The following is an 11,824-nucleotide window of genomic DNA, read 5'->3' as shown; positions in this document are numbered from 1 at the left end:
GGCCCCGCATCAACCCGAGGGTCTGACCACATACTCACAGTCTTTCGATCAGGCCGACCGGCGGGACCGCGCGCATGATGGGGTGATGGTGCTGCCCAGGGTGCCCAGGCTGCCCGTCGACGCGGATGAGATCCGCTCGTGGGTCGGCGGCGAGGTGTTCGCCCGGGTGGCCGGACCGGACGGTCCGCGGCGGCGTGAACGGATCTTCGAGGCCGCCGGCGAGCGGTGGCTCGCCGAGGGCCGCCCGATCCGGCGGGTCCACGGCGACTCGGCGATGTTCGTCGGCGGCCTGYGCGCGCTGCTGCTGCAGTCGCTGCACCCGCTCGCGATGGCCGGGGTGGCCGCACACTCGGACTTCCGCGCCGACCCCTGGGGCCGCCTGCAGCGGACCAGCTACTTCCTGGCCGCGACGACGTTCGGGCCGGCCGACGAGGCGGAGCGGGCCGTCGCCCGGGTGAAGGGTGTGCACCGCCGGGTCAGCGGGACGGCGCCTGACGGGCGGCCGTACGCGGCCTCCGACCCGCATCTGCTGCGCTGGGTGCATCTCGCGGAGGTGGACAGTTCAAATCGCCCGTGTCACAACTAGGCTCGCTCGCCGGAGACGCCGTGCTCAGCCTCAGGYGCGCCTAGGTCCCATCGCCCACCGGATCGTCGTAACGATCGACTGCCCCGCGATGCGACCCACGGTCTCCTCGGCGACGGGCAGGTAGGGCAGCCTCAGAGGCCACCGCGTCCAGGCGGGCATGAGACCGACGGCGGCTCCGGCCAGAGCGCCGTAAGGCGGTCGCGCGGGCAGGGGGAGGGGTGCCTGAAGCAGTAGGTACCGAGCAGCCGAACGGGCTTCTGGGGTTCCAGCCAGCTCTGGTCTGTACTCCCGGATCGCGGTGTCCAACTCCTCGCGCGTCTCGGGAAGATCAGGGATGTCCAGGTGTCGACCGACAACAGCCATATCGGCGATGTAGCCGTCGCACTCCTCGGGACTCAGCTTGGTGTGGCCGTACCGCTGGAATGCTGCAAGGAAGCTATCTGTCTCCGCCACGTGCACCCACCGCAGCAGGTGCGGGTCGGAGGCGTCATACGGGCGGCCGTCAGGCGCGGTGCCGTGGACTCGGCGGTGTACGCCCTTCACCCGGGAGACGGCGCGCTCGGCTCCCTCGGCCGGTCCGAAGGTCGTCATAGCGAGGAAGTAGCTGGTCTGCTGGAGACGTCCCCACGGGTCGTTGCGGTAGTCCGAGTGCTCGGCGACCCCGGCCATGGCCAGCGGGTGCAGCGACTGGAGCAGTAGCGCGCGCAGGCCGCCCACGAACATCGACGCATCCGCGTGTACGCGGCGGATGGGCCGATCCTCGGTGAACCAGCGCTTCCCAGGAGCCTCGAAGATCCGTTCCCGGCGTGCCGGCCCCTCGGACCCAGCCACCCGGCCTAACACGTGGCCGCCGAGCCAGATCCGCAGGTCCTCCGTCCGTTCGAGCACGACCGTGCTGGCCACCATGCCCCCATCATGCGCCGAGCACCGCGCATCGGGCGGGGCTTGGGGCTTCCGTAAGGCACGACCAAGGCCCGGCGACCTAAGGCACGGCTGCTGTCTCCACACCCCCCGCGCGCGCGACCGACCAGCTCCCCGGTATAAGTATCCCGTCTTTGGTGATGAAGCGACGTTGTCCCTCTGTTGACCTTTAGGATTAGACAAGACCTCCTTCATCCACTACGGTGGTTGCTGTGACCATGGAGCCCTCGGACCTCATCGCCGCCCTTGAGGCTGCAGTGCGGGCTGCGGACGAGGAAGTCTTTAGGTTGCTCGTTCAGCATGAAGATGCCTCCCGACGACTTGAGATCGTCGAAGCGCGTCTAGTGGAGGCGAGGCAAGCGCAAAATGCCGTCAAGGCGCTGCTAGATCAGCAGAAGAGAACGCGCAAGCGACCTGTGCCACCTCGACGGAACTTCGCGCCGACCGGTAGTGCTCGAACGGAAACCACCGGTAGTCCACTGGCCTCGAACGAACCACAGGTGTCGCCGGCTCCCCACAAGATGAGCGTCGCTGCCCAGCGGGTAGTGGAGGTTCTCACTGATGCGCCGCACCCTCTCCGCCCTGCGGATGTCCTCAAGGCGTTCGAAGAGCGYGGATGGGTGGAGAAGCATTGGGCGGCGCCAGCTCAGAGCGTGTACAGCGCCCTCAAGAGGGCGGAGGATCTCGGTCTTGTAGCTCGAACCGACGACAGCCGGTGGCAGATATCAGGCCAAGCGCTCGCATTGGAGCCATACACAGGGGCGAGACGTCCTATTCGGTATGCCTGCCAAGATTGCGGTGAGATCTTTGTCTCTCTCCCGCAGAACGCTCGCTGCCCAAAATGCGGCAATGGGAAGGCTTCGAAAAAATACAGGATCGAGACTTCGTCTCCCAAACGGGATGACGCTAAGGTCGAGGAAGACGGAGGTGAGTGAAATGGCTGGCATCACCAGGCACGGCGACCGGTCGAGTGGGGTGTGACGGCACCCGCCGGTCGCCGCCGGGCAGTAAGCCAAAGATCCTTGCCGGGAGCCCCTTGGCTGCTGTTCGCAGAGGTAACCGTACCTCAGGTGTAGGACCGAGTCACGTGATGTGATCCTCCACCACCGGCGCGGTGCGTCGATCGATCCGTTCAGTCGGTCGCCCGCACCGCGCCACCTACTTTAAAAGATCTACGATCCGACTTTAGTCGATCTTCCACACCCACCCGGCTACACCGTCGAGGGCGGCGAGAAGCCCCATGGTCTGACTCGGTCGACGAGGTCTGAGAACTCGCCACCAGCCATGAGGTCGAGCTGGACGACCGAGCCCGCGATGAACGCTGTGGGTCGGGCGTCGGCCATCGCGACGGCCTTGGAGGCCACCGCGTGTGCCTTGTCGACGTCGCCTTGGCCGAGCGCGGCCCGAGCCTGGTACACCCAGACGTACGCGCGGATGCCTGCGGCTGGTGAGCCGGCCAGGATGTCGGCGGCTTCCTCCAGGCGGGGTGTGGCTTCGTCGAACAGCCCGACCTCGACCAGGGCCGAGCCGGCGAACGCTTTGAGGTTGCTCGGGTGGTAGGTGCCGAGCAAGCCGAAGCCTGGGTTTCCCCATGCGGCGTCCGACAGTTTGCCGTGCTGCTCCTCGGCGGCCATCACGGCGTCGATGGTGGTGTGGGCTCGACCCATCGCGGCGGCCGCTGTGGCTTCCTCCAGGAGGGCCATCACGCCGGACGGCGAGGCACCCGCGGTGCTCTTGGCCCGCTGGGCGATGTCCACGGCTTTGCGGTGGCGGCCCGAGTGGTGCAGCGCGCCGGACACGATCGACCAGGCGTAGCCGCTGGTTTGTGCGTCGCCTACCTCGGTCGCGAGGCTGGCCGCCAGCTCGCCCGTGCGGATCGCCTCGTCGTAGTCGCCCGTGTCGTCCGCGACGGCCGACGAGATCGTCAACAGCCGGGAGTACACGGCCTTGGTGTCGCGCATCTGGGTTGGCGATGGTCGACCGGTAACCAGCTTGGTGATGTTCCGTTCGGCGTGGTTCAGGGCGGTGCCGATCCTGCGCGGGTCGGTCGACGAATAGCCCGTGGCCAGTGCGTTGACGGTGCGGGTGACCGATTCGAGGATCAGGCTAGGCCCGTCGAGCGGCTCTCTCACCAGCCMGCCCCCGAGCCCAGCGCCCGCGCCGGCGAGCAGTAGGTGAACGAAGCCTCGGCGGTCGATCGTCGGTCCTCGTGGTGGTGGTTCCGCGAAGTCCATGGATCGATCGTCCGTCGTTGACGCAGAGAAGTCGACTGTAGCCACCAGCCCATGTGGCGATCATCCCCTATCGGTGTCCGACCTGTCACCCAGGGAGACCACAACGGTGCGCCACGACTTGGCTTCCGAGAGTCGCCCCCTCGGTGAAAATATCGGCTTGYGGCGGCCCCTCTGAGCGCTTTCGGGAAAGATCGCGGCTATTCAGCGCGACCGTGACGTTCCGATCGACGTGCCCCTATCGATGACACGCGACGCGCGTTCCACTTGCCCTACGGCGATCTCAGAGCGCCTCAACACGCCGCCTCGCGTCACGCATGTGCGCACGTCGAGCGAGGGGCAAATCGCCCGAACGCCGACTATGCGAGGGCGAGAGATCGTTTTTGCCAACGTTGTCAACGCGTGCACTCGGCGCACACATTGCACGGGCCGGTGTGAGGGCGTCCACCGAAAGGCCCCCGTTCCCCGATCGCGACGGATCGGGCGGGGGCCTTTATCAGTATTGYGGTCAGGCGGTAGCAGCCTCGGCCGGCGTCGGCTCGGCGGCCTTGGCACGATCGCGACGGCACTTCGCGCGGGCGGCCTTGGTGGACGGGTGGTCGCACGTCGTGTGGCTGGTGTTTGCCMGCTTCGGCTTCTCCTCGGCGGCCGGCTCGGCGGTGTTCTTTACACCGGCCGGGGTGACGTCGTCGGTCTCGGTCGTGGTCACGTCGTCGGCCTGGGCCTCGGTGTCGGCGATCGGCTCAGCCGGGGCGACCTCCTCGACGGTGACGACCTCCTCGGCGGCCTGGGCCTCGGCGGGCTTCGCGGCGGTGCGGGGCTTGCGGGTGCGGGTGGCCTTGACGGGCTCGGTCATTGTCGGGCTCCTTTGTATCGGTGGGGCGTTGAGACAACGCTAGGAGAGGGGGAGCGCCATCTAAAGGAAAACTTTGAGCAACAGCACGTGGAGACATCGCCGAGGAAAACCGCTCATGCTCTGTGCGCGCGTCACCTGGCGCCGGAATGCTAGACCTCGGCATAGGGGCCGTTGCCCCGTCAGCACCCGCCTCAGCGCCGTTACGGGGTGCTTCGCCGAGGCGCTATCTCGCGCGGACTCAGCCACCGATCAGCGCCCGCAGGTGATCGGTCATCTTGACGCTGTGTGACGGGTGAGGGTTCACGCCGCGTCACAATTACCGAGCGTGAAGAAAGCCGGCTGGCGTGACGAACTATCGACGCTGCGCAACAGCGGTGGGCGATATGGGCGCTTCGAGCTCTACATAATCTTTCATATCGGCCAATGGCACCCTCGGCTAGGTTAAACCCCAGCGGCCTGGCGGTGGAGGAGGAGGTATGCGTGCGCGGCCCGCACGAAACCGGGTGCTTCTAGTGCCTCAAGTCTGCGGTTGCACGGGGCGCAGAGCAGATCCCGGACCACGCCCGTCCGGTGGTTGTGGTCGACGTGCGGCTCCTTCGGGGTGTTTCTGAACGGCCGGGCACAGATGGCGCACAGCCCACACGAGGCGATGAGCAGCCTGTCCCACTCTTCAATGGTTATGCCATAGTGGGACCATAGATTCCGAGTCAGACCATGCCTCGGGTCGGCCTCCTTCCTTCTGCGGTACCTTTCTTGCCGGCGCGTCCGTCGAGCTTCGGGGTCGTAGGACATTTCCGGTCTCCTAGGGGCGTCGGATCGTCAAGATCAACGCTAAGTGCTAGGAGTGCGGAATCTCAACTTCCTTCAAAAATGGGAGTTCCGCTAGCGCGCTAACGTCGAACCTCATGGGTTTTCGGTCGCGAGTGATGGCCCTGAAAGACAGGAATGGCGGCCGTCAGAAGCCAGCCAGGCGGTTTCTGACCGCCGGTGGTGGTGTGAGCGCCCATGGGACGGGCCGCCATCGGTCGATGCCGGCGAGCGTCATTGCCGTCTGGGCGTACATCACGCTGGGGTATGGGCCGTAGGCTCCCGCGGGCTGGCCATCGTCGCCGAGTACGACGGCAACCGTCATTCGGCCACTGCCTACCGTCCGGGGACCGGCACCACGTACCCGTGCGCACTCGGCGACGACGGTAGACCGGACAGCCAGTGCCGAAGCCGTCGAGTCGCTCACCGGGTAGGCCGCGACAGCTCGTCGGTAGTGACGACGCTCCGCCAGTCCCACACCGCCCCGGCGTCGCGTTCGAGTGGGTCGGGCTCGTCGGTCGGGGTGGGCTCGCCTACGGCGCCCCTGGGCTCGTTATCGGGCGGTGTGGACGGGGCGGACATCGGGGCTCCCTGGGCTCAAGACGCGCGACGCGCGAGGCATGGCCCAGCCTGGCGTGCCCATTGACATAGGTCAGGGGATGAGACAGCTACTTACGCCAATGACTGACAGTCCTGCCCGTGGGCAACGTCCGACCTGAGGACCTGATCACCTTCGGCGACGTCCGCGAAGCCCTCGGCGTCAGTCGCCAGCGGGCCTCGGTCATCGTGGGCGAGCGTCGGTTCCCAGAGCCCTGGTTCGTCTCGCGTGACGGCACCACCCGCCTGTGGCTACGCACCGAGGTCGAGACCTGGCTTGACGCGAACCGCCCCGGCTGGCGCGGCGAAGCCTGACCACTCCACACCCCCCGTCAGAGCGGTGTGGACCGCCATACCCAGCAAGGGTCTCCCCGAGTTGCTCGGTGGGCGGGTCCTCGACGTCCATCGCCAGATTCGTGACGTTGCGAGGGCTCCAGTTCTCGTCTCGGCGAGCAGTGGCGTAAGTCACATTCAACGGTTAGTTACGAGGTCGCTTACAGACTGCAGCGTCCCGGCCGGAAGATTGATCGTTTACCGTTCAGAAACGCGAATCGGCGAAGACTGAAACCTCACCCTGTGCGATCGCGCTACACGGAGTCACCCACCTTGCGTCGTCCTCTACTGGGGGTTCGCCAAAGCGCGGCGGAGGACGACGCATCGAGTTATGTTTCCGATGCGCCACAAGCGCGTAAAAGCCTTGACCGTCAAGTCAACGGCTCTCTAACCGACCTTTGCCCATGAGCCTATTTTGGCGTGGCACAAAACGATGCCGCATCACGGCAGAGAGGTGCGCCCCCACGTGCCAAAGCTATTGATGCTGAGACGCCTCCGTCCCCCCAGACGACCTAAGAGAGGTATCTCTCTCTCGGTGGCCGCCGGTATCGGTCTCGCGATCTTGGCGGGAACGACTTCGGCAAGCGCCGCGTCGGAAACACCGCCGCTGGCCGGGCTTACCGCCGAATCCACGTGCGGCGCGGTCAGTGCATCTGGCACGCAGGCCTGTTATACACCTCTGCACCCGCAATCAACCGCCAGACTCGCCCCATCGAGCGTGGCTGGCCCGATTCAAGACCTCGCTGATGCACTGGACCCAGAATCCTGCGGTAGAATGCCGAGCCCTCCCGCTGATCCCATAATCCTTGCTTCCCGTACTTCAGGCTGTACGGGCAGTCAGGGGCTGGTGCAGTATAGACGCAATAACACCGTCGTCAGCCAAGCCATAGCGACGAGCTTCATACTTTCGCAGCTTAACGCCAAGTCCCGCCTCCTGAATACTGTGAAGGTCGGCGTCGTGCTCACCGACAACGTCGGGGAGCCAATGCCGCAAGTCAGGTGGTCCCAGGACGTCTCCTGCCTAGCCAGTCCTGGTTGCTCTATTTTCATCGGCACGCATCTGATGAATCTGGCGATGAATATCTCACAAATCTCCTCCGTCTCGTTCGATTCGCCGGGAGACCAAATTTCAGCATTCCGACCATTCGCCTCCGGGGACTTCGGTATCGGCGAGGCGATTGGCCTCACCCACTTTGATCAGGGCTACACAAACTGGATCCAGTGCGACTCCGAATCCGGTCAGGTCGCTATTAGCGGATGCATTCATGATGAATTCGTCCCGACCTATGTCCTACACAGGTCCGCCTACCCGAACGTTTGGCTAGGTGACCTGGACGCCATCGTGGCTGGCAAGCCCACGACTCTCCACAGACTTATTGATGGGAAGGATCCGAGCGGGCGAACAAGGCAGTCAAATCGGAACGCGGCGTGCGCAGGTTTTGTCGCAAGCGGCCCTCTTGATACCTGCGACGAATATCCCTACGCGTCAACATTGGAGGGCGGAGCCGGCGGACACACGTGGCACGTGCCGTCGACCGAGAACAGTCTTCATGGGTCGCAGGACCTCGGAAAGTTCTACACAGACAACCGCCTGTTCAACGGCGAGGCATTCCACGTAGTGCTGGACCCGGCGTCGTAAACTAGGACCGGGACCGGACAGCGCTACTCCGGTTGGCTCGCCTAACCCGGAGGGCAGGCAAGCGGATGCGAGAGCGTGGCCCCCTGGCTCCGCTGCGCCTGTTCCAGTAGAGGACCGTGCCGTGCGCACTTGCTCCTATGCGCGCGGCACGGTCTGACTGCGTTCCGCGTTCAAAGCTAGCAAAATCACAAGAAGACGACTTCTGCTAAAATATGATGGCCTGGTTTCGGAACTGCCGTAAGGAGCAATATTATGGCGGCGGCAAGCAGTAGTGGACGACACGTTCTCTTCAGCGGCCCTAGAAAAATTGCCGATTGGGCTCTTTTTCTCTGTGACGGCTCTGTCGCATCCCTCGGCATGTCCTTCCCGATTGATCCGCTCCTAGCGGTCGACGGGGGTCTAGTTCGTATCTTCTGCGCTTCGGATTCGGCAGTGGACCCAGAAGCTGCCGAGGCGACTGTCAAGATTATCGCCTACGAAAGCGCTCCACCCCTCTGGGAAGAAGCGGATGACGCTATCGAAACGTCATGGTCGCCGACCGAATCGGCGCTCTTCATTACAGACGCATATGCTAATTACCGCGAGAATATCGAACCTCTTCCGTTCGGCGCTGGCAACTATCGACTCCGGGTTGAGGCCAAGCGCAGCCCGTGGCCCGAGGTCATCCGCATCTCCCTATGGCCAGGAGAGCCGGCACCTGATTTCGTCCACAAGATCACCAGCGAGATTGGGAGGGCTCTGGCTGCCGAAGGACCTTATCAGCCAGGGCAGCCATGATAGGGCATGCGCGTGGCGAAGATCGCCAAAGTGACGTTCGCGGCGACCGGCTGAATCATCAACGTAATCCACAACTTCAGCGACGACCGGTCCGAATCCCTCTACCCGCGCTACGCCTGCGGCTGACTACTCCACACCCCCCGTCAGCCGGCGTCGGTGAGGCTGAGCGGGGGCTGTGGACTGGTCAGGCGATCGGGGCACAGTGCGCGCGCACGTCGTGACGTGCGACGCGAGGGCACGTCGTAGAGGCGCCTGACGGCGTCGTGCGGCGAGTGGACAACGCCCCGCGTGCGTCGATCAGGGCGCGCGTCCTGCGGTGCCCCGAGGACCTATCAGAGCGACCCCGGCCGCAAGCCCGGGTACTTGTCCCACAGGGCAGCCTGGTCGGTGATCGCGGGCTTGGCCTTCTGCTCGGCCTTCCTCCGTTCCCACTCGGCATCCGATCGGGGCTTGGCCTTCGGGCCTGTGTTCTCCGCGAGGGCGGGGTACTTCCTCCTCAGCTCGGCGCCGGTATCGCCTGGCTCGCCGCTGGGCTGGCTCGCCGGGGCGCGCGAGCCACCACGAAGCGACGGGTACTTGTTGACCAGCGCGGCGGCCTTCTCCGCTGTCACGACGCCGTTCCCTGGCTCCACCCTGGGAGCGCCGGTCGGCTGATTGCCCTTGACCCAGTGAGGCTTCCGCTTCGCCAGGTCGGCGACGGCTTCCTTCATGCCCGTCACCCGGCCGGTCTCAGGGTCGTACACCACACCCGGCGCGTTCTCGATGACACCAAGCGGATCCGAGATGTCGTGCCACTGCACTTCGTGAGAGGCGCGGTGAAAGGCGACCTTGATCCGATCTGCCCTGCTCTCGCCCCGCGCGGCCTCCAACTGGGCCTCAAGCTCGGCAGCTCGATCGGCAAGACGCCGAGTCTCGATCGACTCKGGGCGGCTGTCCCACTCCTTCAGTTGCTTCTCGAGCGCGGACGCCCGGCGATCGGCAGCCCGTAGGCGCCTACGAAGCTTCGCCACCTCGTCCTCGTCGTCGGGGGCGTCGTTCCCGTCGCCGTCGGGCGCTCCAGCGTCGTCCTGTGGCGACTCACCCCCGCTGTCCGGGGTGTCACCCCCAGCGCTATCACCGGGGCTGCCCTCGCCCTCCTCGGGAGCGCCGCCCCCTGCGGGTAGACGGGCCGGAGCTGGCCGGCACGCCGCCGGCACGCCAGGCCGCGCGGTACCTGCTGGTCAGCGCCCCGCTCCCGCTTGCGGCCCGGGTGCCGTACACCGCGCTGGGGGCGGCCGCCGTCGGCCTGATGCCCGCCTGGACGCGGTGGCCCCTGCGGCTGCCCTACCTGCCGGTGGTCGAGGGGACCGTCGGCCGGCTGGCCGGCTGGGGCGTGGTGGCCGGTGTCCGCTGGGCGACGAACCGCCCGCCCGCGCCATCCGAAGAGGTTCACCAGCCGGCGCCCTGACAGCGTCCGCGGCCCACGCGGGGTGGCCGGCGGCTGGGTCAGGTCAGGGCGCGTAACGCCGCGGCGGCTTCCGCGATGCAGGCGGCGATGCCAGGGGGCCTCTCGGCGGAGACCTCGTCGGAGACCCAGTGCGCGAACCCGACCTGGAAGACCGTCACCGCGCTGTGGGCGGCGAGGCTGGCGGTGGGCTCGGCGACTCCACGCGCGCGCAGCGCCTCGGCGGCCGTTTCGGCCATGGCCGCGAGCTTGAGCAGTTCGCGCTCCTGTAGACCCGGATTGGCCGCGATGATCCGGGACCGGCGGACGGCGTGGTCGCGGCGGTCCTCCAGCAGGCTGGCACCCGCGACCACCCCGGCCAGCGCCGCGTCCAGTGGTGACAGGCCGGCCGACGCGGCCAGGATCGCGTCGTAGGCCTTGCGCTCCATGGTCTTCGAATTGTCGAAGAGGACCTCGCGCTTGTCGGCGAAGTGCCGGAAGAAGGTGCGCTCGGTGACGCCGGCGCGCTCGGCGATGTCGCCGGCGGTGGTCTGCTCGAAGCCGCGCTCGGCGAACAGCTCCACCGCGGCGCGGATCATCCGCCCCTGCGCGTCCGGCATCCATCGGCCCATGCCGAGGAGTGTAGTGATGACAGTAGCTGACATGGGGTGCTACGGTTGATGTCAGTCACTGACATACCTGCGGAAAGGGAGCCCACCATGCGCGTCTTCGTCACCGGCGCCTCCGGCTGGATCGGCTCGGCCGTCACCGACGAGCTCCTCGCCCACGGCTACGACGTCGTCGGTCTCGCCCGCTCCGACGAGTCGGCCGCCGCCCTGGCGGCCAAGGGCGCCACCGCCCACCGCGGCGGCCTCGACGACCTCGACAGCCTGGCCTCGGGTGCCGAGGCCGCCGACGGCGTCATTCACCTCGCCTTCAACCACGACTTCGCCGACTACGCCGGCGCCGGCCGCACCGAGCACGCCGCCGTCCAGCGGATGCTCGACACGCTCAAGGGCAGCGACCGGCCGTTCCTGCTCGCCTCCGGGCTGGCGTCGGGCGCCATCGGGCGGCCGTTGACCGAGGACGACGCCTCGCCGTTCCGCGGCGCGGACTCGATGCGCGGCGGCAGCGAGAACCTCGCCCTCGACTTCGCCGACCGGGGGGTCCGCACGGTGGCGCTGCGTTTCTCCCCGACCGTGCACGGCATGGGCGACCACGGCTTCACCGCGACCCTGACGAGGATCGCCAAGGAGGCCGGGGTGGCCGGCTACATCGGCGACGGCGCGACCCGCTGGGCGGCCGTGCACCGCTCCGACGCCGCACGGCTCGTCCGCCTCGCGCTGGAGAAGGCCCCAGCCGGCTCACGGGTGCACGCGGTGGCCGAGGGCGGCATCCCCTCCCGCGACATCGCCGCCGCCATCGGGGACTACCTGGGCCTGCCGACGGCGTCGGTCCCGCCGGCGGACGCCGAGGCTCACTTCGGCTGGATCGGGCGCTTCTTCGGTATGGACGCGGTCGCGTCCAACGCCCGTACCCGGGAGCTGCTCGGCTGGACGCCGACCGGCCCGACGCTGCTGGAGGACATCGCCGCCGGCGCCTACGCGCTGCCCGCGTGACCGCGGGGCGCTGACGGAGTCGACGGCCATCCCGG

General features: G+C 66.8%; 12 protein-coding genes and 1 pseudogene. 6 read left to right on the top strand and 7 right to left on the bottom strand.

The genetic code is table 11. The annotated features are described in order from the left end of the window. Window positions 1–85 precede the first annotated feature (85 nt). Window positions 86–562 (top strand): annotated as a pseudogene (locus BCD49_RS24720) (oxygenase MpaB family protein); the annotation flags it as partial. Window positions 563–616: 54 nt separating this feature from the next. Here BCD49_RS24720 and BCD49_RS24715 read toward each other — a convergent pair. The 5 genes from BCD49_RS24715 to BCD49_RS43690 form a co-directional block, all read right to left on the bottom strand. Further along, window positions 617–1,492 (bottom strand): oxygenase MpaB family protein, encoded by an 876-nt coding sequence (locus tag BCD49_RS24715; protein WP_071041964.1) that lies wholly within the window; start codon window positions 1,490–1,492, stop codon window positions 617–619. 1,226 nt (window positions 1,493–2,718) lie between these two features. Next, on the bottom strand, window positions 2,719–3,741 hold the full coding sequence (locus BCD49_RS43695) for a tetratricopeptide repeat protein (RefSeq protein ID WP_071041963.1): 1,023 nt from the start codon (window positions 3,739–3,741) through the stop codon (window positions 2,719–2,721). A 505-nt stretch (window positions 3,742–4,246) separates the two neighbouring features. Further along, window positions 4,247–4,594 carry a hypothetical protein gene (locus tag BCD49_RS24705; protein ID WP_071041962.1) on the bottom strand — a complete coding sequence of 116 codons (348 nt, stop codon included), beginning with the start codon at window positions 4,592–4,594 and terminating at the stop codon, window positions 4,247–4,249. Window positions 4,595–5,035: 441 nt separating this feature from the next. Continuing rightward, on the bottom strand, window positions 5,036–5,386 hold the full coding sequence (locus BCD49_RS46480) for an endonuclease VII domain-containing protein (RefSeq protein ID WP_007509128.1): 351 nt from the start codon (window positions 5,384–5,386) through the stop codon (window positions 5,036–5,038). A 438-nt stretch (window positions 5,387–5,824) separates the two neighbouring features. Next, window positions 5,825–5,983 carry a hypothetical protein gene (locus tag BCD49_RS43690; RefSeq protein WP_007509132.1) on the bottom strand — a complete coding sequence of 53 codons (159 nt, stop codon included), beginning with the start codon at window positions 5,981–5,983 and terminating at the stop codon, window positions 5,825–5,827. A gap of 117 nt (window positions 5,984–6,100) precedes the next feature. On the opposite strand from BCD49_RS43690, the gene BCD49_RS24700 reads away from it, so the two are divergent. The 3 genes from BCD49_RS24700 (at window position 6,101) to BCD49_RS43210 (ending at window position 8,747) form a co-directional block, all read left to right on the top strand. Beyond that, window positions 6,101–6,313 (top strand): hypothetical protein, encoded by a 213-nt coding sequence (locus BCD49_RS24700; RefSeq protein WP_007509134.1) that lies wholly within the window; start codon window positions 6,101–6,103, stop codon window positions 6,311–6,313. 865 nt (window positions 6,314–7,178) lie between these two features. Continuing rightward, window positions 7,179–7,970, top strand: a complete 792-nt coding sequence (locus BCD49_RS41025) for a NucA/NucB deoxyribonuclease domain-containing protein (protein WP_007509135.1) — start codon at window positions 7,179–7,181, stop codon at window positions 7,968–7,970. Between the two features lie 252 nt (window positions 7,971–8,222). Then, window positions 8,223–8,747 carry a hypothetical protein gene (locus BCD49_RS43210; RefSeq protein WP_007509137.1) on the top strand — a complete coding sequence of 175 codons (525 nt, stop codon included), beginning with the start codon at window positions 8,223–8,225 and terminating at the stop codon, window positions 8,745–8,747. Window positions 8,748–9,079: 332 nt separating this feature from the next. On the opposite strand, the gene BCD49_RS24695 is transcribed toward BCD49_RS43210, so the two are convergent. Next, window positions 9,080–9,616 (bottom strand): hypothetical protein, encoded by a 537-nt coding sequence (locus BCD49_RS24695; RefSeq protein ID WP_131803565.1) that lies wholly within the window; start codon window positions 9,614–9,616, stop codon window positions 9,080–9,082. Between the two features lie 200 nt (window positions 9,617–9,816). On the opposite strand from BCD49_RS24695, the gene BCD49_RS24690 reads away from it, so the two are divergent. Next, window positions 9,817–10,194, top strand: a complete 378-nt coding sequence (locus tag BCD49_RS24690; protein WP_007509141.1) for a hypothetical protein — start codon at window positions 9,817–9,819, stop codon at window positions 10,192–10,194. 38 nt (window positions 10,195–10,232) lie between these two features. Here the strand turns inward: BCD49_RS24690 and BCD49_RS24685 are convergent, their stop codons facing one another. Further along, a complete protein-coding gene (locus BCD49_RS24685) occupies window positions 10,233–10,802 on the bottom strand; it encodes a TetR/AcrR family transcriptional regulator (RefSeq protein ID WP_051466339.1) in 570 nt (189 codons plus the stop codon). An 87-nt stretch (window positions 10,803–10,889) separates the two neighbouring features. Between BCD49_RS24685 and BCD49_RS24680 the strand changes: the two genes are divergently transcribed. After that, entirely contained in the window at window positions 10,890–11,789 is a 900-nt protein-coding gene (locus BCD49_RS24680; RefSeq protein ID WP_007509144.1) for an SDR family oxidoreductase, read from the top strand. Window positions 11,790–11,824: the final 35 nt, after the last annotated feature.

The organism is Pseudofrankia sp. EUN1h, from assembly GCF_001854645.1.
GTDB lineage: Bacteria > Actinomycetota > Actinomycetes > Frankiales > Frankiaceae > Pseudofrankia > Pseudofrankia saprophytica.
This window is presented reverse-complemented; position numbering and strand designations above follow the sequence as displayed.

Bases quoted from the DNA above. Each gene is read 5' to 3' on its own strand.
- BCD49_RS46480 (WP_007509128.1), bottom strand. From the start codon at position 5,386: ATGTCCTACGACCCCGAAGCTCGACGGACGCGCCGGCAAGAAAGGTAC.
- BCD49_RS43690 (WP_007509132.1), bottom strand. From the start codon at position 5,983: ATGTCCGCCCCGTCCACACCGCCCGATAACGAGCCCAGGGGCGCCGTA.
- BCD49_RS43210 (WP_007509137.1), top strand. From the start codon at position 8,223: ATGGCGGCGGCAAGCAGTAGTGGACGACACGTTCTCTTCAGCGGCCCT.
- BCD49_RS24685 (WP_051466339.1), bottom strand. From the start codon at position 10,802: ATGGGCCGATGGATGCCGGACGCGCAGGGGCGGATGATCCGCGCCGCG.
- BCD49_RS24680 (WP_007509144.1), top strand. From the start codon at position 10,890: ATGCGCGTCTTCGTCACCGGCGCCTCCGGCTGGATCGGCTCGGCCGTC.